Annotated in this window: 21 protein-coding genes and 1 tRNA gene; 14 read left to right on the top strand and 8 right to left on the bottom strand. The window is 64.4% G+C overall.

Annotation, left to right across the window (positions count from 1 at the left end):
* The first annotated feature begins 9 nt into the window (after positions 1-9).
* A complete protein-coding gene (locus QM615_RS12145) occupies positions 10-525 on the top strand; it encodes a putative glycolipid-binding domain-containing protein (RefSeq protein ID WP_068054710.1) in 516 nt (171 codons plus the stop codon).
* Here the strand turns inward: QM615_RS12145 and QM615_RS12140 are convergent.
* Positions 498-1469, bottom strand: coding sequence for a prephenate dehydrogenase (locus QM615_RS12140; RefSeq protein ID WP_411741383.1), 972 nt, complete (start codon positions 1467-1469; stop codon positions 498-500). The two genes, QM615_RS12145 and QM615_RS12140, sit on opposite strands and share 28 nt — an antisense overlap.
* 63 nt (positions 1470-1532) lie before the next feature.
* On the opposite strand from QM615_RS12140, the gene QM615_RS12135 reads away from it, so the two are divergent.
* From QM615_RS12135 to QM615_RS12120, 4 genes are all read left to right on the top strand, one after another.
* Complete coding sequence (locus QM615_RS12135; RefSeq protein ID WP_068054716.1) at positions 1533-2072, top strand: tRNA adenosine deaminase-associated protein; 540 nt, start codon at positions 1533-1535, stop codon at positions 2070-2072.
* Between the two features lie 9 nt (positions 2073-2081).
* A complete protein-coding gene (locus tag QM615_RS12130) occupies positions 2082-2531 on the top strand; it encodes a nucleoside deaminase (protein ID WP_411741382.1) in 450 nt (149 codons plus the stop codon).
* A gap of 93 nt (positions 2532-2624) precedes the next feature.
* A complete protein-coding gene (locus QM615_RS12125; RefSeq protein ID WP_269596581.1) occupies positions 2625-2822 on the top strand; it encodes a CsbD family protein in 198 nt (65 codons plus the stop codon).
* 58 nt (positions 2823-2880) lie between these two features.
* Positions 2881-2971, top strand: a tRNA-Ser gene (locus tag QM615_RS12120).
* Between the two features lie 101 nt (positions 2972-3072).
* Here the strand turns inward: QM615_RS12120 and QM615_RS12115 are convergent.
* The 5 genes from QM615_RS12115 to QM615_RS12095 all read right to left on the bottom strand — a co-directional run bounded on the left by QM615_RS12115 (position 3073) and on the right by QM615_RS12095 (position 7071).
* Positions 3073-4038, bottom strand: a complete 966-nt coding sequence (locus tag QM615_RS12115) for a DDE-type integrase/transposase/recombinase (protein ID WP_283347360.1) — start codon at positions 4036-4038, stop codon at positions 3073-3075.
* A 47-nt stretch (positions 4039-4085) separates the two neighbouring features.
* Complete coding sequence (locus QM615_RS12110) at positions 4086-4490, bottom strand: hypothetical protein (RefSeq protein WP_283347359.1); 405 nt, start codon at positions 4488-4490, stop codon at positions 4086-4088.
* Positions 4491-4651: 161 nt separating this feature from the next.
* On the bottom strand, positions 4652-5113 hold the full coding sequence (locus QM615_RS12105; RefSeq protein WP_269595534.1) for a hypothetical protein: 462 nt from the start codon (positions 5111-5113) through the stop codon (positions 4652-4654).
* A gap of 36 nt (positions 5114-5149) precedes the next feature.
* A complete protein-coding gene (locus QM615_RS12100; RefSeq protein ID WP_269595535.1) occupies positions 5150-6064 on the bottom strand; it encodes an alpha/beta hydrolase family protein in 915 nt (304 codons plus the stop codon).
* The gene (locus tag QM615_RS12095) at positions 6061-7071 is read right to left on the bottom strand and encodes a PHP domain-containing protein (RefSeq protein WP_269595536.1); all 1011 of its coding nucleotides are present in this window, start codon (positions 7069-7071) and stop codon (positions 6061-6063) included. Before QM615_RS12095 ends, QM615_RS12100 begins: the two co-directional genes overlap by 4 nt.
* A 120-nt stretch (positions 7072-7191) precedes the next feature.
* Here QM615_RS12095 and QM615_RS12090 point away from each other — a divergent pair, with 120 nt between their 5' ends.
* Complete coding sequence (locus tag QM615_RS12090; RefSeq protein ID WP_094611979.1) at positions 7192-7881, top strand: YceI family protein; 690 nt, start codon at positions 7192-7194, stop codon at positions 7879-7881.
* On the opposite strand, the gene QM615_RS12085 is transcribed toward QM615_RS12090, so the two are convergent.
* Entirely contained in the window at positions 7862-8767 is a 906-nt protein-coding gene (locus QM615_RS12085; RefSeq protein WP_094611980.1) for a sterol desaturase family protein, read from the bottom strand. The two genes, QM615_RS12090 and QM615_RS12085, sit on opposite strands and share 20 nt — an antisense overlap.
* Positions 8768-8872: 105 nt before the next feature.
* Here QM615_RS12085 and QM615_RS12080 point away from each other — a divergent pair, with 105 nt between their 5' ends.
* From QM615_RS12080 to tgt, 7 genes are all read left to right on the top strand, one after another.
* Positions 8873-9508, top strand: a complete 636-nt coding sequence (locus QM615_RS12080) for an SOUL family heme-binding protein (RefSeq protein ID WP_256978798.1) — start codon at positions 8873-8875, stop codon at positions 9506-9508.
* A 60-nt stretch (positions 9509-9568) separates the two neighbouring features.
* On the top strand, positions 9569-10027 hold the full coding sequence (locus QM615_RS12075; protein ID WP_269595537.1) for an RrF2 family transcriptional regulator: 459 nt from the start codon (positions 9569-9571) through the stop codon (positions 10025-10027).
* An 86-nt stretch (positions 10028-10113) separates the two neighbouring features.
* Complete coding sequence (locus QM615_RS12070) at positions 10114-10764, top strand: acyl-CoA-like ligand-binding transcription factor (RefSeq protein ID WP_411741350.1); 651 nt, start codon at positions 10114-10116, stop codon at positions 10762-10764.
* 2 nt (positions 10765-10766) lie between these two features.
* On the top strand, positions 10767-13055 hold the full coding sequence (locus QM615_RS12065; RefSeq protein ID WP_269595539.1) for an MMPL family transporter: 2289 nt from the start codon (positions 10767-10769) through the stop codon (positions 13053-13055).
* A gap of 92 nt (positions 13056-13147) precedes the next feature.
* The gene (locus QM615_RS12060; RefSeq protein WP_269595540.1) at positions 13148-14878 is read left to right on the top strand and encodes an ABC transporter ATP-binding protein; all 1731 of its coding nucleotides are present in this window, start codon (positions 13148-13150) and stop codon (positions 14876-14878) included.
* 8 nt (positions 14879-14886) lie between these two features.
* Complete coding sequence (locus QM615_RS12055) at positions 14887-16833, top strand: ABC transporter ATP-binding protein (protein ID WP_283347405.1); 1947 nt, start codon at positions 14887-14889, stop codon at positions 16831-16833.
* A 34-nt stretch (positions 16834-16867) separates the two neighbouring features.
* The gene (tgt, locus tag QM615_RS12050) at positions 16868-18106 is read left to right on the top strand and encodes a tRNA guanosine(34) transglycosylase Tgt (protein WP_094611987.1); all 1239 of its coding nucleotides are present in this window, start codon (positions 16868-16870) and stop codon (positions 18104-18106) included.
* Here tgt and QM615_RS12045 read toward each other — a convergent pair.
* The gene (locus QM615_RS12045) at positions 18060-18716 is read right to left on the bottom strand and encodes a pyridoxamine 5'-phosphate oxidase family protein (protein WP_502941878.1); all 657 of its coding nucleotides are present in this window, start codon (positions 18714-18716) and stop codon (positions 18060-18062) included. The genes tgt and QM615_RS12045 overlap by 47 nt on opposite strands.
* A gap of 178 nt (positions 18717-18894) precedes the next feature.
* Here QM615_RS12045 and QM615_RS12040 point away from each other — a divergent pair, with 178 nt between their 5' ends.
* A complete protein-coding gene (locus QM615_RS12040; protein ID WP_283347357.1) occupies positions 18895-19614 on the top strand; it encodes a VIT1/CCC1 transporter family protein in 720 nt (239 codons plus the stop codon).
* The last annotated feature ends 76 nt before the right edge of the window (positions 19615-19690 follow it).

Raw genomic sequence — 19690 nt, 5'->3', positions numbered from 1 at the left:
GTTCCCCGCATGGAGTCCGTGCGAGTACAGCTCTCCGGCAATCGCATCAAGGCTGCCGGACGCATCATCGGCGCTGCGTGCAGCGATCACCCCGCCTTCAGCGCGTCCTACGACCTGGTGACCGACGAATACGGCGTCACCAAGCGACTGTCGGTGCGCACCTCGCTCGCGTCCGGTGACCGGCAGGCGTCCGTCAGCCGCGACGACGAGGGCTACTGGATGGTGGAGAACAGCACCAGCCATCAGCGCTCGACCTACAGTGGCGCACTCGACGTCGACATGGTGCTCAGCCCCTTCTTCAACACTCTGCCGATCCGTCGATTCGGTCTGCACACTCAGGTCCAGGACCTCGAGGTGCCCACGGTCTACGTGAACGTGCTCGACCTCAGCATTCAAGAGGCCACGCTGACCTACAGCAGCGGTTCCGAGGGCATCCACGTCATCTCGCCGGTCTCCACCTCGTCCGTCACGGTCGACGCCGACGGATTCGTCCTCGATTACCCGGGACTGGCCGAACGGATCTGACGCACGACGCCACCGCGCCGACCCGCGTCCTGCAGTTTTTCTCGCCACCCCGGCTCGCCCGGGGTGATGTCGGTGATCTCGAAACGCTGGTGCTGCTCGTACTGCAGCCGCGCTGCGTTTCCGGCGTCGACCAGTGTTTTCGTCGAGTTCTCGTCCAGTTCTTGGCGCGCTTCGGTGAGCGCATGCAGTGCCTCGTCGAGCGCGGTGCGTAGAGCGGCCGCGTTGCCCTCGGTCATCGCGCGGACGAGATTCGGCGACGACGACGCCACCCGCGTCCCGTCGCGGAACGAGCCTGCAGCCAGGCCCAACGCCAACGGCCCTCCTGCCGCCCCGACGATTGCCAGCGCCTCGGCCAGCAGGTGCGGTAGGTGCGAGATTCTGGCGACGGCGCGGTCGTGCTCGACGCTCTCGGCCGGCACCACCACCGAACCGCAGTCCAGGGCGAGCCGGGCCACCCGCACCCACACGTCGGCGTCGACTCCCGGGCCCGTGGCCACCACCCACACCGCGTCGGTGAAGAGAGTCGGATCGGTGGCCGACCACCCCGACTGGTTGGTGCCGGCCATCGGATGCCCACCGACGTAGCGCGCCTGCAGTCCGCGAGCCGCCACGGCCGCGGCAACCTCGGCCTTGACGCTCACCACGTCGGTGATCGGAGCAGCGGGCGCATGTTCGGCAATTGCCGCCAGAACCGAGTCGACGGCAGGCATCGGAACCGCGATGACGATCAATGCATCCTGCGCTGCGGCCCTGCTCAGAGCGGCTTTCAGGTCTGTGCCGACGTCGTAGCCATCGGCGATAGCACCGGCGATCGCGTCGGCCGATCGGTTCCATCCCCACACCTGTCGACCGGTGCCCTGTGCCGCGCGCAGGATCGACCCGCCGATCAGTCCGAGACCCAGAACGCACACCGAGGCAGAAGTCACCCGATCAGATTGGCACAGGTGGGTGACGTCGAGGGGAGGTGGACTTCGAATACCGGCCCCTACCGGACTACCGTTGCGCGCATGGCCGCACAGCGCGCGAACAACAACCGCGCATCCGCACCGGAGTACGACGACCTCGAGGGATTCGGCGTTGCAGTTGTCCGAGAGGAAGGCAAGTGGACTGTCACGCCGCTGTCCGACGACGCATTGACCAGTCTGTCGGCGGCAGAGACCGAACTGCGTGAACTGCGCAGCTCGGGAGCTGTGTTCGGACTGCTCGACGTGGACGAGGAATTCTTCGTCATCCTGCGTCCCGCACCGAACGGCACCCGACTCCTGCTGTCCGACGCGGTCGCCGCAGTGGACTACGAAATTGCCGCGGACGTGCTCGATGCGTTGAACATCGAGATCCCCGACGTCGACCCCGATGAACTCGACGACATCGAGCCCTACGAAGAGGGCGACCTCGCCCTGCTGGCGGACCTCGGACTGCCCGAGGCCGTGCTCGGCATCATCGTCGCCGAGACCGACGACTATCCGGACGAGCAACTGCAGTCCATTGCCGAACGACTGGGTTTCGAAAGCGAGTTCGCCGCAGCGGTGGACAAGCTTCGGCGGTAACCGATGCCGATGTCCGACGCGGACATGATCCGAGCCGCACTGTCGGCTGCGGCCGAGGCATCGGATGCCGACGTCCCCGTCGGAGCCGTCGTGTTCGACGCCACCGGACGTGAGATAGCCCGGGCCTGCAATGCGCGGGAGGCGTCGGGCGACCCCACCGGACATGCAGAAGTGATCGCGTTGCGTCGAGCAGCGGCCATCCACGGTGACGGTTGGCGACTCGAAGGCTGCACCCTGGCCGTCACGTTGGAACCGTGCACGATGTGCGCCGGGGCGCTGGTCCTCGCCCGCGTCGGAGCGGTGGTGTTCGGAGCATGGGAGCCGAAGACCGGAGCTGTCGGCTCGCTCTGGGACGTCGTGCGCGATCGCCGACTCACCCATCGGCCACAGGTCCGCGGCGGTGTATTGGAAGCCGAATGCGCCGACGTGTTGACCCGATTCTTCGCCCGTCAGAGATAACGATCTCGTCACATGGTGGCCTGCATGTCCGATTTTGTGGAGGGTAGAGGGCAGAGCGCAACGCTGCGCTCCGAACTTGTGAAGGAGACACTCATGGGACTCGGCGACAAGGTTTCGAACAAGACCGAAGACCTCGGCGGCAAGGCCAAGGAAGCCGCAGGTTCGGCCACCGGAGACAAGGACCTCGAAGCAGAGGGCAAGGGCGACCAGACCTCGGCCGCAGTCAAGGACGGCGTCGAGAAAGTCAAGGACGCAGCCTCGAACATCAAGGACAAGCTCACCGGTAACTAGATTTGCGCGCTGAGCAGGCGATTTAGCCTCAGGCCGTCATTCCGGTACAGTCTTCTGCGGTGGCGTGTCCGAGCGGCCTAAGGAGCACGCCTCGAAAGCGTGTGACGGGTAATCCCCGTCCGAGGGTTCAAATCCCTCCGCCACCGCCAAGAACTCCCCACCTGTTCACGCAGGTGGGGAGCTTTTTTGTGCGCCGGGTGTCGCCGGGTTCGCCGCAAATGCGCGCGCATTCGTCAGACGCCGCTCAATGTCAAGCTGTCTGGAGTCGGTTGTTGTTGATTCCGACTGTTGTGGGCGGTTGTGGTGTGCAGGGGCGGCGGCGGAACCGTTCGGGGTGTCGGTCGTAATAGGCCTGGTGAGCTCGGTCTCGGTCGGTCCACAGGTTTCGCCAGTTCCCGGAGTGGACGTCCGCTGGTGAGAACAGGGCGATGCCGGAATGTTTGTGGTCGGTGTTGTACCAGTGGACGTAGTCGGTGAGGTGCCCGCGGGCGGCATCGATGTCGGAGAAGATCCCCGGGTAGTTCGGCCGGTATTTCATGGTCCGGAACTCGGACTCGGAGAACGGATTGTCGTTACTGACGTAAGGCCGGTTGTGGGTGAGCTGGACTCCGTGGGCGGTCAAACAGTTCTTGAGGGTGTTCGAGCGCATCGCTGCACCGGAGTCGGCGTGAACGAATGATGGTGCGCCGTAACGCTGTATGGCTGTCTCGAACATCTCGGCGGCGAGGTGGTCGCTCTCTCGTTCCTCCACACGCCACCCTGCGATCAGGCGGGAGTGGATGTCGATGATCGAGTACGCCTTGAACGAGGCACCGCGCCACGGGGAGTGCAGATCGGTGATGTCCCAACTCCACACCTGACCGGGTGCGGTAGCGGTGTGCACGGGCATCGGGCGCGGGGTTCGGGTGCTCTTCTTGGTCGGTGTCTTCGGGCGGTTGCGTTGGTCGAGGACCGCTGCTGCGATACGCCACCACGAGCGACGGGATGCCATCATCGACCCGTTGTCCCAGGCGGTGGCGAAGGAGTGATCGACCGAGTTCCCGGCTTGCCACCCGGTGTCGATCAACGCTTCGACCCGGGTGCGATCGGTGGTGTCGATTCTGCTCGGATACTTCCGATCTCGTTGGTGCACAGGGTGTTCGGTCTTGACCCTGGGGTTGCGGCGGTAGTGCCACGTCGAGCGGGACAACCCGACCAACGTCAATGCTCGACGCACCGATCCGGTCAGTGGGGCCAGTTCGTCGACGAGGGTGTTCTCGGCGCTCAGGAATCGGTGGGATCGGTTCTCGTCGGGGTGTCGTCGGGCTCGGGCACGTTCAGTGTGTGCAAGAGCCCGATAGCTTTTCCCAGCAGCTCGTTGGTCTCCTTGAGCTCACGGATCTGAGCGTCACGTTGGGCGAGTTCCTCGGCGTGGCGCGCCGTCTCGATGGCTCGCCGTTCGACCATTCCCTGCCGGCCCTTCGGTTGCGAGTTCATCGGTTCAGTCTGACGCGGAACCAGCCCGCGGTCCACGTCGCCGTCGAACACCGCCGTCCGCCACCGCGTCATCATTCCTCTCGAGACGGACGGATGCGCCGCCATCCATGGCCCATGCTGGCCATACGGCAACCGGCAGTACTCGAACACCATCTCCCGAATCTGCTCCCCTGTGAACTCAGCACTCAACATGCAGTAACCCTCCATAGCTTCTCGAATGACTCACCAGAAGCTTGGCAAAGAGGGGCACCTGGCGAACGCGCGCGCGTTTGCGGGATCACGGGGGTGGGCCTGGGCGGGGTGAGCGGGCCAAGGGGAGCGGGGCAGAACCGAACCCCACGCGACTCAGACGCTCAGCATTGTCCCGCCCCCGCGGCGTCGAGTCCCCGCAGAATTTCGTTCTGATCGCCGGGCGGGACGTCGTTCCAGCTGGGCGCGGTGGTCATTTCGGTGCGCAGACCCTCGACCGACTTGGCGCGATCGGAGATTCCGGTCTGCTCCAGCGCGTCGATGGACGGCAGAAACTGGGTGCAGGTTTGCTGGTAGAGCGCTTCACCGGTGACGCCGGAGGTCGCGTCGGTCGGAGTTGCAGGCTCGGCAGCAGGCGGTACCTCGGACACAGGCGCAGGAGCGGGCGCGGGCGCAGGTGATTCGACCGTGGTGCTGGTCGGGACCGTGGTGGAGGCGACAGCAGACGTGGTCGTAGCAGCGGCGGAAGTGCTCGACGCTTCCTCGGTCGACGCCTCGTTGCCGCATCCGGCCACCGAGACGGCCACGATCAGCCCGAGCAATCCGGTCGCGATTTTTCCGTTCATCGCAACTGTGTACCACCTACGGCAGAACCGCCGACGTCAAAGCAGGGTCTGCGCACGTCCGGTGATGGTGCTCAGCGCCGTCGACCAGGCGAGGTCTTTCGGGTCGAGGAACGCTCCGTGGCCGGCACCGGGCAGCACGACGAGCTCGGGATCGGTACTGCCTGCCTTCGTGGCGGCGTCGACGTAGACGCGGCTCTGGTTCACCGAGACGGTTTGATCGGCGTCACCGTGCAGCGCGGTCAGTGGAACGTCGAGGGGGAGGTATTCGATGGGTGAGGCGATCTTGTAGCGTCCGGGCACCTCGTTCGGCATGCCGCCGAGGAAGGCAGGCACGAACTTGTCGCCGCCGATGTCGGCTGCCCGCTTCATGTCGAAGACGCCGGCCATGATTGTGGCGCTGCGGGGCTTGATCTTCGGTTCTGCTCCGGGCGCATCGACCGGCATCAGGTGTCGAGCAGCAACCCATGCGGCGAGTTGGCCACCGGCCGAATGTCCGGCGACGTGGACGCGATCGAGATCGAGTCGCCCGTCTGCTGCGCCCTGTACGACGGTTGCCAGGGCCTCGGTGGCGTCGTCGACGTCGGAGAGGGTGTTGGCCCAGTTGTTCGGGCCACGTCGGTACTCGACGTTCCACACGGCGATGCCCTCGTCGGCGATGGCCGTCGACATCTGCTGGAAGTAGGACAGGTCGAGGTCTTCCTGCCATCCGCCGCCGTGAATCATCACCACCACCGGGAGCGAGGTGGCGTTGTTGTCGGGGAGGTACAGGTCGCCGATGTTGTCCGGTTCGTATCCGTACTTCAGTCGGATGGGATCCCCGGCCGGACCCGATACCGGTTGCAGCGCAGCCGAATACGTCTCGGCGGTACTCGGTGAGGAGTCGGTGTCGGCCGAACTGCAGCCGACCAACGCGACCGTCAGCAGACCGGATAGGAAATGACGACGATTCACGCGCGCTGCGCCGTCCACTCGAGCAGTTCGGTGAGGGGCCAGGTGTTGATCACGCGCTCGGCAGGCACACCCTGCGCTTCGGCGCGGATGCAGCCGTAGCCCTGCCAGTCGAGCTGGCCTGGTGCGTGGGCGTCGGTGTCGATGGAGAACAGGCAGTCGCGCTCGAGGGCGATGTCGATCAGTCGCTCGGGGGGATCCTGGCGCTCGGGTCTGGCATTGATCTCCACCGCGGTGCCGAACTGGCGGCAGCCCTCGAACACCACGGGGGCGTCGAACGTCGATTCGGGTCGGGTGCCGCGGCCACCTTCGACGAGCCGTCCGGTGCAGTGGCCGAGGACGTCGACATGCGGGTTGGCGATTGCGGTGACCATGCGCTTGGTCATCGTCTTGGAGTCGGCTCGCAGGTTGGAGTGCACGCTCGCCACCACCACGTCCAGCTCGGCGAGCAGACCCTCGTCCTGGTCGAGGGATCCGTCGTCGAGAATGTCGACTTCGATTCCGGTGAGGATGCGGAACGGTGCGAGCCGCTCGTTGAGCTCGGCGATCACGTCGAGCTGTGCGCGCAGGCGCTCGGCGGTGAGGCCGTTGGCGACCTTGAGGCGCGGGGAATGATCGGTGAGAGCGCAGTATTCGTGGCCGAGCCGCGCGGCGGTGCGCATCATCTCCTCGATGGGGCTGCCGCCGTCGGACCAGTTGGAATGGGTGTGCAGATCGCCCTTCAGCGCGGCGCGAAGTTCGTTGTCGCCGATGGGTTCTGCTGCGTCTCGTCGCTCGCGGAGATAGTCCGGGACGTCCTGAGTCAGAGCCTGGCGAATGATCAGCGAGGTCTTGGCTCCGATACCGGTCAGCGAGGACCAGCTGTCTGCCTTCTCGTGCTCGGATCGTTGTGCGGGCGTGAGAGATTCGACGACATCTGCGGCCCGGCGGTAGGCCTTGACGCGATGGGTGTCCGCGCGAGAGCGTTCGAGCCAGAAACCGATCTCTCGAAGTGCGTCCACCGGATCCATGCGGTCCATTGTGCCTGGCGGTACCGACACGTGTTCACGGGGTAAACGGACAAAACTCTCAGGGAGTTACCAGGTCGCTCACTCCCCATCGGCTTGAAGCTGCAACTACCATCGGCAGTCATGACCAAGAAATGGTGGATCGTAGGAGTAGTTGTCGTCGCCGTGGTGGCGCTCGGGCTGTACTTCGGCCCCAAGATCTATGCATCGCTGCAAGAAGACGACGCCCCGGCAGCATCGGTGTCCACCTCGGGCGCGCAAGCCGCCAGCACCGAGAGCATCGATGGACGGTGGATCGTCACCCCAGGTGACGCTGCGAACGCGACCGCCGCGGGCTACACCGTCGACGAGCTGCTCAACGGGTCCGATGTCACCGTCGTCGGGTCGACGACCGAGGTCGCGGGCAACGTCGTCATCGCCGACGACACCCTCACCGAGGGGCAGGTGGTCGTCATGACCAACTCGATCAGTACCGACAGTGATCGTCGTGACAGCCAGTTCCGCGGCAACATCTTCGACACCGCCACCTACCCGACGGCGACGTTCAACATCGACTCGCCCATCGATCTGTCCTCGCTGCCCAAGGACGGCACCACCGAAACCGTCACCGCCGAGGGCACTTTGACGCTCAAGGATCAGACGCGTCCGGTCTCGGTGGAGATGGAGGTGCTGCAGTCCGGTGACACGCTCATCGCGTCGGGCGCAATTCCCACCACGTGGACCGATTACGGCATCGAACCGCCGTCGCTCGGCTTCGTCACTGTCGAGGGCTCGGGAACCGTCGACTTCCTGATCAATCTGAGTCAGCAGTAGCGCGTTCTCTCGCGGTCGCAGGCGACCATCCCGGCGGTCCGACGAGATATCCGACGCGTTCCTTCCACGACCGCGATGCCGCAACGTCCCGCGCGATGTTGCGGTATTCGTGTGTCTGGAGGGTCCAGATGTTGAACGTGTCGACAGGCTTGGTGAGTCCGTAGTTGGGTCGCTCGACCTCCTCGGCGTACGTGCCGAACAGGCGGTCCCAGATGATGAGGATGCCGCCGTAGTTCTTGTCCAGATACTGCGGATCGCGGCCGTGATGGACGCGGTGATGCGAGGGCGTGTTGAAGACGAACTCGAACGGACGCGGCAGTCGGTCGATGCGCTCGGTGTGCACCCAGAACTGGTAGACGAGGTTGATCGAGAAGCCGACGAACACCATCCACGGCGGCATGCCGAGCAGGGGGAGCGGTAGCCACATGATGACCTCGCCGCTGTTGTTCCACTTCTGTCGCAGCGCCGCCGCGAAGTTGAAGTATTCGCTCGAATGATGGGCCTGATGCGTCGCCCAGATCAGTCGGGTTCGATGCGCGATGCGGTGATAGCCGTAGAACAGCAGGTCGACGCCCAGGATCAGGATCACCCACGTGTACCAGGCGTCGGCCGGAAGATGCCACGGCGCGACGTAGACGTAGATCGCCGTGTAGCCGACCAGCGCCAACGCCTTCCAGGCCGTTGTGGTCGCGATGGACACCAGTCCCATGCTCAGGCTCGAGCGCGCATCCCGAGCCGAATAGCTACCCCGCTCACCGTCTTCGAGCTTCGCGGCCGCAATCCACTCGATCGCCAACAGCAGTGCGAACGCGGGAATGGCCAGCGCGACGGGATCGCGCAGCGGTTCGGGCAGTGCATTCCACGCCGAACCGATCCACTCGCTCATCGAACCTCCCGCGTGACAATTAGAGGTTGAGTGTAACGCTTCCTGGCCGGTTTCCCCACGGCTCGTACCGTGGAAGGGGCATCGGCCGAAAGAGCGGAGTCGAACTTGTTGCAGAAAATCGCGTTCACGATCGGACAGGTGGTCGAGTCGGCGTTGGGTGTCGTCGGTATCCGAGTCGGTACCGAGGAACCGCCGCACACGAGCCGTCGACTGACCGATGCGGTGGAGATCCGTCGTTACGAACCACGCATCGCGGCGCAGACCATCGTCGACGCCGATGAGGAAGAGGCACGGCAGGAGGGTTTCCGCCGCCTGGCTCGATACATCTTCGGTGGGAACGGGGGCAAGAAACGGGTCGCGATGACCGCTCCCGTCAGTCAATCACCGGCAGGGTCGCAGAAGATCGCCATGACTGCGCCGGTATCGAGTACACCCGGCAGCGACGGGTGGGTTGTTCGGTTCTTCATGCCGTCCGAGTGGACGATGGACACGCTGCCCGAGTCCGACGACGACCGCGTGACGTTGACGGAGGTTCCGGCGGAGACGGTCGCCGTACTGCGTTTCAGCGGTGGCCGCGGCCGAGGCGACGTCCAACCGCAGATCGCGGCGTTGACCGATGCGTTGCGTGCCGAGGGCATCGAGATGCTGGGTGAGCCGATGACCTGGTTCTACGATCCTCCCTGGACCTTGCCGCCGTTGCGTCGTAACGAGGTGGTCGTGGCGATACCGGACGGTTCATGACACGTCGGGGTGGTCAGGTGAACACTCGCTATTTCCCTACTGCGATGGTAGGAATTGAACGTGCACATCACGGCCAAGGCGGACTATGCGGTTCGCACGCTTGTCGAACTCGCGGCGGTCGGTGGGCAGCGGCCCGCGAAGGCCGAGGCGCTGGCCTTGGCGCAGGGCATACCGCACAAGTTTCTCGAATCGGTGCTCTCGGATCTGCGTCGCGCAGATCTCGTGTGCAGTAGACGGGGACCCGACGGCGGCTACTGGCTCGCGCGTGAGGCGTCGGACATTTCTGTTGCCGATGTGATGAGGGCCGTCGAGGGCCCGTTGGCGTCGGTGCGCGGTCAGCGGCCCGAGGATGCGGAGTACGCAGGCCCGGCCGAGCCACTGACCCGGGTGTGGCTGGCGGTGCGCGCCAATCTGCGTGCGGTGCTCGAGGCGGTGTCTCTGGCCGACATCGTCGAGGACGATTTACCGGACCTCGTGAACGTGCTGATCAGCGAACCGACCGCCTGGGCTCGACGATGATCCGGGACACATGAGCAGTCCTGTGTGACGCGATCGACAATATTGCACGTCACTGCAAACTTGCAGATGGGTGCAAGTTCCGTATCTTGGTAATCGTGACCTCTCCGACGGGCCTTCGCGATCTCAAGAAGGCTGCCACCCGCGACGCGCTCGGCCTGGCCGCCGTTCGTCTGGGCAAGGAGCACGGTTTCGACGCGGTCACCGCCGACGGCATCGCGCACGAGGCGGGAGTGTCCACCCGCACGTTCCACAACTACTTCTCCAACAAGGAAGAAGCGGTTCTGCACCACATCGAGGTCTCCGCACTCGAATGGTTCGAGCTGCTGCGTGCCAGGCCGTCGACCGAACCGATCTGGGACTCGTTGCGGCACATAGCAATCAACTTGGTCGCCGATCCCGGACGGGACCTGGAGGACACCTTCGCGGCGGCCCGGCTCATCGAAGCCAACCCCGCACTGATGGCCCGGAAACTCGAAATGCACCACTCGCTGACCCGCAAGCTCGGCGAGGCCATCGCCGAGCGAACCGGCACCGACATCGACACCGACCTGTACCCCAACCTCCTGCAAATGGCCGTCGGTGGTGCCGTGACCTCCGCGCTGAACATCTGGATCACCGACCCAGCAGGTGCGTCGACGCCCAAGGCCCTCATCGAAGAAGCCTTCGACCAACTCCGCGCTGGACTCCCTGAACCACATCCCCACCCCGACTCGTCCGAACACAACCGAGGAGCTTGACAGTGGCCACCTATCTCTACCGAATCGGAAGATTCGCGTACCGACGCAAGGGCATCGTCCTCGGACTGTGGCTGGCGATTCTGGTTCTCGCCGGAGTGGGTGCCGCGACGCTGTCCGGCCCCACCGCCAACTCGTTCAACATTCCGGGCACACCGGCGCAGGCTGCGTTGGACCTGCAGGAGCAGCGCTTCGGCAACGCCGAGGATCCCCTGACCGCCGTCAATGCCGAGTATGTGTTCCAGGCACCGGACGGGCAGACGCTCGACACCCCGCAGTACACCTCGGCCATCGATGCCACCATCGCCGAGATCGAGAAGGTGGATGCGGCAAAGCCCGCGGAAGGTGCTCCGCCGCTGGCGAACCCGGTCGCTGCAAACCAGTCCACGATCGAGCGATACACCGAGGCGGCAGCGGAAGCGGGTACCCCCGCCGACGAGGTAGCAGCCGACGCCGCAGCCACATCGCCGTTGAGCCCCAACGGCAACGTCGGAACGGTCACCGTGCCGATCAACGTCGAGCTCGGCGACGTCACCGACCAGATCCGCACCGAACTCGACGAGGCAGCACAGCCCGCGCGAGACGCCGGATTGACCGTCTTGCTCGGCGGAACCGTCGCGCAGGACACCGCCCCGCCCGGCGGTACGTCGGAACTCGTCGGTCTGGCCGTCGCCGCCGTCGTGCTGCTCATCATGTTCGGATCCGCCGCGGCCGCCAGCCTGCCTCTCATCACCGCCATCGTCGGTATCGGCATCTCGAGTCTCGCGATCACCACGGCATCCGGTTTCGCCAGCTTGTCGACGTTCACACCGGTGCTCGCCATCATGATCGGCCTTGCCGTCGCGATCGACTACTCCCTGTTCATTCTGGCTCGCTATCGACACGAGTTGACGCTGACGGACGACCGTGAGGAAGCCGTCGGCCGGTCGGTGGGAACCGCAGGCTCGGCCGTCGTGTTCGCCGGTGCCACCGTGCTGATCGCACTCGTTGCGTTGCGCGTCGTCGGAATCCCGTTCTTGTCGCAGATGGGTCTGGCCGCCGGGTTCGCAGTGTTCATCGCGGTACTGATCGCGCTGACGTTCCTGCCCGCCATGCTCGGTCTGTACAAGGGCAAGGCCTTCGCGGGCAAGATCAAGTTCGTCAACACTGCCGACCCGGAATCTCCCGACGCCAAGCCCACCAACGGACTTCGGTGGGCCAGGTTCCTGGTCAAGCGGCCCGCGGTGGGACTCATCGGCGGCATCGTTCTGCTCGGCGTCATCGCAGGCCCCGCCACCGGTCTGTCGCTGGCCCTGCCGTCCATCGCCACGTCCGATCCGTCGACGCCGGCGCGTCAGGCCTACGACATCGTCGACGAAGGGTTCGGCCCCGGACGCAACGGTCCGCTGTTGGTCATCGCCGACGCCTCCAGCGTCGCCGAGGCCGATCGGACGGCGTCGTTCGGCAAAGTGGTCGAGACCATCACCGAGCAGTCCGATGTCACGAATGCCCAGATCGTCGCCGTCAACCCGGCCGGTGACACCGCGCAGATCCTCGTCACGCCGTCGTCCTCGCCGAATAGTGAGCAGACCAAGGATCTGGTGGCGAATCTGCGCGACGCCGAACCGGGCGTGCAGGCCAGTGACGGTGTCTCCTACGGCGTCACCGGGCAGACGGCGCTCGAGCTCGACGTCTCCGAACGCCTGCAGGACGCGCTCGTTCCGTACCTGGCAGTGGTGGTCGGTCTGGCGTTCGTGCTGCTGATGCTGGTGTTCCGCTCCATCCTGGTGCCGCTGACCGCGACGCTCGGATTCCTGCTCAGCGTGCTCGCGACCTTCGGTGCCACGGTGTTCATCTTCCAAGAGGGCGGGCTCGGCCTGATCTCCAACCCGCAGCCGATCGTCAGCTTCATGCCGATCTTCCTCATCGGTGTGGTGTTCGGCCTCGCGATGGACTACCAGGTGTTCCTCGTGTCGAGAATGCGCGAGGAGTTCGTCCACGGAGCCGCCGCCAAGGATGCCGTCGTCAACGGCTTCAAGTACGGCGCACGCGTGGTCACCTCGGCCGCAGTCATCATGATCTCGGTGTTCGCGGCCTTCATCGCCGAACCGGACTCGTTCATCAAGTCCATCGGATTCGCGCTCGCCGCGGCCGTCTTCTTCGACGCGTTCGTCGTGCGCATGGTGCTGATCCCGTCGGTCATGGCGCTGATGGGCGACAAGGCCTGGTGGCTGCCGAAGTGGCTGGACAAGATCCTGCCCAACGTCGACATCGAAGGGGCCAAGTTGAAGACGGCTCCTGAGAAGAACAAGTAGTACTCACCCTGGGCTGGTCGGCCGAAGATTACCCGCAACACTCGAAAAACGGAGAGACTGTCATTCATGTGTACGAGTAATCTTCGGCCATCATGCTGATTCCGCTGCTTCGCACGTATCTGGCTCCGTACAAGCTGCCGATCGTCGCGTTGGTTCTGCTGCAACTCGTCGCCACGTTGGCGGCACTGTTCCTGCCCAGCCTCAATGCCGACATCATCGACAAGGGCGTCACCACCGGAGACACGGGCTACATCCTGTCGGCCGGTGGAGTGATGCTGCTGGTCTCGGCAGTGCAGATCATCAGCTCGGTAGCCGCGGTGTTCATCGGAGCGCGCACGGCCATGGGTGTCGGACGCGACCTGCGCGGTGCGATCCTGCATCGCGTCGGCACGTTCTCGGCCCGTGAGGTGGGCCAGTTCGGTGCGCCGTCGCTGATCACCCGCAACACCAACGACGTTCAGCAGGTGCAGTTGGTGATCGTCATGGGGTTCACCATCGTGGTGATGGCCCCGATCATGTGCGTCGGTGGCATCGTGATGTCGCTGCGCGAGGACCTCGGCCTGTCCTGGATCCTGTTGATCGCGGTGCCGGGGTTGGCGATCTCCATGGGCCTGATCATCGTCAAGATGGTGCCGGCCTTTCGTTCGATGCAGAAGCGCATCGATGCCGTCAATCGTGTTCTGCGTGAGCAGATCACCGGAATTCGCGTGGTGCGAGCGTTCGTTCGCGAGGATTTCGAGATCGACCGTTTCGGGGCGGCCAACAGCGCGCTCACCGACACCGCCCTGCGCGTCGGACGGCTCATGGCCCTGATGTTCCCGACGGTCATGCTCATCAGCAACGTCACCAGCGTTGCCGTCATCTGGTTCGGCGGTCATGCGATCGACGACGGCACGATGCAGATCGGCTCTCTCACAGCGCTTCTGAGCTACATCATGCTGATCCTCATGTCGGTGATGATGGCGTCTTTCATCGCGATGATGGTGCCCCGTGCGTCGGTGTGTGCCGATCGCATCAGCGAGGTACTCGCCACCGAATCCTCGGTCGTGTTGCCCGACAAACCGAAGACTTTCGCGTCCTCGCCGGGAACGGTCGAGCTCGTCAACGCCGAATTCTCGTTCCCCGGAGCCGAATATCCAGTGCTGTGTGGGGTGAACCTGCGGGCCGAAGCAGGCAAGGTCACCGCCATCATCGGCGGTACCGGCTCGGGAAAGTCCACCCTCGTCAACCTGATTCCGCGACTCATCGACGTCACCGGCGGTGAGGTACGCGTCGGCGGGGTCGATATCCGCGAACTCGATCTGGACCTGCTGCGCTCCGAGATCGGCCTGATTCCGCAGAAGCCATACCTGTTCTCGGGCACCATCGCGAGCAACCTGCGCTACGGCAAATCCGATGCCACCGACGAGGAATTGTGGGAGGCACTCGAGATCGCGCAGGGAGCCGACTTCGTTCGCGCCATGCCGGAGGGACTGGAAACACCCGTCGCGCAGGGCGGTACGACGGTATCCGGGGGTCAGCGGCAACGTCTCGCCATCGCCCGCGCGTTGGTCCGCAAACCCAGCATCTATCTGTTCGACGACTCGTTCTCCGCACTGGACCTCACCACCGACGCCAATCTGCGTGCGGCTCTGAAGGCAGTGACGCGAGATGCCTGCATGATCGTTGTCGCTCAACGCGTCTCGACCATCATCGACGCCGATCAGATACTCGTACTCGACGACGGAAAGCCGGTAGGTGTGGGTACCCACGACCAATTGATGGCCGATTGCCCCACCTACGCCGAGATCGTCGACTCGCAGCACGCCGTGGGTGCACTGTGACCGCGCAGGTGGAGAAGGCGGAAGAGGAAGACGCCGCCCCCGTCTCCAAGACTGTGAAGCCGGGAACCAAGGCCCGCAACTTCAAGGGCTCGTTCAAACGACTGATCGGCCTGCTCGCTCCCGAGCGAGTGTTCCTGTCGATCATGCTGGCGTTCGGTATCGCCAGCACCGTGCTGACCGTCGCCGCGCCCAGCGTCCTCGGACACGCGACGGACCTCATCTTCAACGGTGTCGTCGGCCGCGAGCTCGATCCGGGTCTGACCAGAGACCAGGCCATCGACCAGCTGCGCGCGGAGGGGAACGACTCCGTCGCAGATCTGGTGTCCGGGACGAACCTGACTCCCGGAGCCGGAATCGACTTCGGTGCGGTCGGAACCGTGCTGATGTGGGTCCTGGTTCTGTACGTGCTCTCTGCGGTGCTGGCCTGGGCGCAGGGATACATCCTCAACATCGCCCTGCAGCGTCGAATCCTGTTGCTGCGCGGCAGCGTCGAAGCGAAGGTGCATCGACTGCCGCTGAAGTACTTCGACAACAATGCTCGCGGCGAGACGCTGAGCCGCGTCACCAACGACATCGACAACGTCTCGACCAGCCTGCAGCAGACGCTGAGTCAGTTGATCACGGGCATTCTCACCGTGCTGGGGATCCTCGGCGTCATGATCTGGATCTCGCCGTTGCTCGCTCTCGTTGCGGTACTGACCATTCCGGCGTCGTTCGCGGTCACCGCCGTCATCGCCAAGCGCTCACAGCCGCACTTCGTCGCGCAGTGGAAGCACACCGGCAAGCTCAACGCGCAGATCGAAGAGACGTACACGGGCCACGAGATCGTCAAGGCCTTCGGCCGTCAGGCAGACGTGGAACGCGAATTCGGCGACCGCAACGAGAAGCTGTTCCAGTCGAGCTTCCGGGCGCAGTTCATCTCCGGCATGATCATGCCCGTCATCATGTTCCTCGGGAACATCAACTACGTGGTCATCGCCGTCGTCGGCGGGCTGCGGGTCGCGTCGGGCACGCTCACGCTCGGTGAGGTGCAGGCGTTCATCCAGTACTCGCGTCAGTTCACGCAACCGCTCACCCAGGTGGGTTCGATGGTGAACCTGGTGCAGTCGGGCGTCGCGTCGGCCGAGCGCATCTTCGAGGTCCTCGACGCCGAGGAAGAAGACGCCGACCCGGCCGATGCGGTACGGCCCACCGAGCGCCGAGGACGCGTCGAATTCGAGAACGTCTCGTTCGGCTACTCGCCCGACCGCCCGCTGATCGAGAACCTCTCGCTGGTTGCCGATCCCGGGCACCTGGTCGCGATCGTCGGACCGACCGGTGCGGGCAAGACCACGCTGGTGAATCTCATCATGCGGTTCTACGAGATCGATTCCGGCCGCATCACCCTCGACGGCGTCGACACCATGAAGATGACCCGCGAAGAGCTGCGCGCCCGCACCGGAATGGTGCTGCAGGACACCTGGCTGTTCGGCGGAACCATTCGCGACAACATCGCCTACGGCGACCCGACTGCCAGCGAGGAGGAAATCCTCGAGGCCGCGCGCGTGAGCTACGTCGACCGATTCGTGCACTCGTTGCCCGACGGCTACGACACGATCATCGACGAGGAAGGCAACAACGTCAGCGCCGGTGAGAAGCAGCTGATCACCATCGCCCGCGCCTTCCTGGCCAAGCCTTTGATCCTCATCCTCGACGAGGCCACCAGCTCGGTCGACACCCGTACCGAACTGCTGGTGCAGAAGGCCACCGCGAAGCTGCGCACCGATCGCACCAGTTTCGTTATCGCGCATCGGCTTTCGACAATCCGCGATGCGGACACCATCGTGGTGATGGAGAACGGCAGCATCGTCGAGCAGGGCAATCACGAGGAACTGCTCGCGGCCAGGGGTGCCTACTTCCGGCTCAATGCGGCTGGCGCCACAGTGGCAGGAATAAGTGCCGTAGAGGGCACTTAACCGCACCACTGCCGCGGAGCGGCATACTGACGCGGTGAGTTCCTCCAGCTTCGGCTTCGATATCGGCACCCGGCTCGACGGTGAGCTGGGCCGCACCGGCACCATCCACACCCCGCACGGTGACATCGCCACACCCGCGTTCATCGCGGTGGGTACCAAGGCGACCGTCAAAGCGGTGCTGCCGGAGGCGATGAAGGAACTCGGCGCGCAGGCTGTGCTCGCCAATGCGTACCACCTGTATCTGCAGCCGGGCTCGGATATCGTCGACGAGGCGGGTGGGCTGGGCAAGTTCATGAACTGGGACGGGCCGACGTTCACCGACAGCGGCGGATTCCAGGTCATGTCGCTCGGCGTCGGCTTCAAGAAGGTCATCTCGATGGACGCTTCTCGCGTGCAGTCCGACGACGTCATCGCCGAGGGCAAGGAACGGCTCGCGCACGTCGACGAGGACGGGGTGACGTTCAAGTCCCATCTCGACGGTTCCAAGCATCGCTTCACCCCCGAGGTGTCGATGCAGATTCAGCACCGCCTCGGTGCCGACATCATGTTCGCGTTCGACGAACTGACGACACTGATGAATACCCGCGGCTACCAGGAGAAGTCGGTCGATCGGACGCAGGCGTGGGCCAAGCGGTGCGTCCTCGAACACGAACGACTCACGGTCGAGCGCGCCGACAAGCCGTACCAGGCGCTGTTCGGGGTGGTGCAGGGCGCGCAGTACGAGGATCTACGACGCAAGGCCGCACACGATCTCGAGACCATCACCGGAGAGACCGGCAGAGGATTCGACGGCTACGGCATCGGCGGCGCACTCGAGAAGCAGAACCTCGGCACCATCACCCGGTGGGTGAACGAGGAACTGCCCGAGCACAAGCCGCGTCACATGCTCGGCATCAGCGAGCCGGACGACTTCTTCACCGCCATCGAGAACGGTGCCGACACGTTCGATTGCGTCAATCCCTCACGGGTGGCGCGCAATGCGGCCATCTACGTGCCGACGGGCCGCTTCAACATCAACACCGCCAAGCATCGACGCGACTTCACCCCGATCGACGAGAACTGCGACTGCTACACCTGCGCGCACTACACCCGCGCGTACATCCATCACCTGTTCAAGGCCAAGGAAATGCTCGCGTCGACGCTGTGCACCATCCACAACGAGCGCTTCACGGTCAAGCTCGTCGACGACATTCGCGCCTCCATCGATCAGGGACGCTTCGCGGAATTCAAGACGGAGTTCCTGGGTCGTTTCTATGCTGCGAAGACTGCGTGAGCTGATTTTCGAGCTCCGAAATACGCTGTAGCAGTTCCTGTTCCCGCTCGGCTGCCTTGCGCTGGTAGACCTCGGACAACTCCGCGAGGTATGCCGCATCGTAGCGGGGGATGATGCTGCGGGTGCAGTTCCAGTCGAAGGCCTCGACGTCGATGACGACGCTGCGTTCGCACGTGGCGGCGACGGTCATGTCGCCGATCTTTTTCAGTCGGTCCAGCAGTTCGGGGTCGTCGGCCGCCTCGACGGTGCGTGCCCGTCCGTAGAGCTTGAGGCGTTGGCGCAGAGGATAATTCACCAGAAGCAGTGCGACGCGATCGTCGTGATCGAGATTGGCAGCCGTCACGTACTGGTGGTTACCGGCGAAATCGGCGAAACCCAACGTGTGATCGTCGAGAACCTGCAGAAAGCCTTTCGGGCCACTTCGGTACTGGATATAGGGCCACCCGGTCTCGGCGACAGTGGCGATCTGGAACTGATCGAGCGCGCGAATCATGGCCTTCTCGCGTGTGTCGAGAGGCGTCGGGCCGTCATCTGGTCGTTCGGTCTGTGAGCCGTAGGCGGTGTAACTGCCGTCGACCTTCTGCCGCGCAATCGCAGCAGGGCCGAACATCAAGTGGTGATAGTGGTTGTTCGGTGGCACGAATGAACTCTATGAGCCTCGGCCGCAAGCTGCGCACACGGTGTCGTGGTCTATGCAGTACCGATCGGAGCGACGACAATCGTGCAGGTGTACAGAATCGGAGAGTCCGGCGCGCGTGCCGCGTGGGAAGACGCGACAGCGGTCGGTAATGGCTGAGCCCGAGCCGGCCCTGCACGACCACGAACCGCACAGTGATCTGTCGGGTCGGTTGAACTGGCTTCGAGCAGGCGTATTGGGCGCGAACGACGGCATCGTGTCCACGGCCGGCCTGGTGGTCGGCGTGGCAGCGGCTACCACCGATCGCGGGTCGTTGCTCACCGCGGGCATTGCTGGTCTGGTGGCCGGGGCGGTGTCGATGGCGCTCGGCGAATACGTATCGGTGAGCACGCAGCGCGACGCCGAGCGATCTCTGCTGATCAAGGAGAGGCGAGAGCTGGCCGAGGAACCCGAGGAGGAGGTGGCCGAGCTGGCTGCGCTCTATGAAGCCAAGGGGCTTTCGGCGGAGACCGCGCAGAAGGTTGCGCAGGAACTGACCGATCACGATCCGTTCGCCGCGCACGTGGACATCGAGTTGGGAATCGACCCCGACGCGTTGACCAATCCATGGCAAGCGGCCGCGTCGTCGGCGGTGTCGTTCATCAGCGGTGCCCTCTTGCCGTTGCTCTCCATCTTGCTTCTGCCTGCTTCGCAACGTATTCCGGTCACGTTCGTCGTCGTGTTGGTGGCGCTGGCGCTGACCGGAACCATCAGCGCGCGCCTCGGTGGTGCGCCGAGTCGCCCGGCGGTGACTCGAGTCGTGATCGGTGGCGCGATCGCGATGGCCGTCACGTACGCGATCGGCCAACTGGCCGGAGTAGCCGGGCTCTGATCGACCGATGGGCTGAATTGAGGGCGTCGCTGGGTTCACTCGACTTGATCCGATATTTCATATTGACAGCGGACGG

Source organism: Rhodococcus sp. IEGM 1341, assembly GCF_030056895.1.
In the GTDB taxonomy this organism is placed as follows: Bacteria; Actinomycetota; Actinomycetes; order Mycobacteriales; family Mycobacteriaceae; genus Rhodococcoides.
Note: the sequence above shows the minus strand (reverse complement) of the source record. Positions and strands in the feature narration are given on the sequence as shown.

Coding starts and splice junctions, on each gene's coding strand:
- QM615_RS12135 (WP_068054716.1), top strand. CDS start 1,533: ATGGCCGCACAGCGCGCGAACAACAACCGCGCATCCGCACCGGAGTAC.
- QM615_RS12145 (WP_068054710.1), top strand. CDS start 10: ATGGAGTCCGTGCGAGTACAGCTCTCCGGCAATCGCATCAAGGCTGCC.
- QM615_RS12125 (WP_269596581.1), top strand. CDS start 2,625: ATGGGACTCGGCGACAAGGTTTCGAACAAGACCGAAGACCTCGGCGGC.
- QM615_RS12130 (WP_411741382.1), top strand. CDS start 2,082: ATGTCCGACGCGGACATGATCCGAGCCGCACTGTCGGCTGCGGCCGAG.
- QM615_RS12045 (WP_502941878.1), bottom strand. CDS start 18,716: ATGTTCGGCCCTGCTGCGATTGCGCGGCAGAAGGTCGACGGCAGTTAC.
- QM615_RS12040 (WP_283347357.1), top strand. CDS start 18,895: ATGGCTGAGCCCGAGCCGGCCCTGCACGACCACGAACCGCACAGTGAT.
- QM615_RS12090 (WP_094611979.1), top strand. CDS start 7,192: ATGACCAAGAAATGGTGGATCGTAGGAGTAGTTGTCGTCGCCGTGGTG.
- QM615_RS12095 (WP_269595536.1), bottom strand. CDS start 7,071: ATGGATCCGGTGGACGCACTTCGAGAGATCGGTTTCTGGCTCGAACGC.
- QM615_RS12060 (WP_269595540.1), top strand. CDS start 13,148: ATGCTGATTCCGCTGCTTCGCACGTATCTGGCTCCGTACAAGCTGCCG.
- QM615_RS12110 (WP_283347359.1), bottom strand. CDS start 4,490: ATGTTGAGTGCTGAGTTCACAGGGGAGCAGATTCGGGAGATGGTGTTC.
- QM615_RS12105 (WP_269595534.1), bottom strand. CDS start 5,113: ATGAACGGAAAAATCGCGACCGGATTGCTCGGGCTGATCGTGGCCGTC.
- QM615_RS12085 (WP_094611980.1), bottom strand. CDS start 8,767: ATGAGCGAGTGGATCGGTTCGGCGTGGAATGCACTGCCCGAACCGCTG.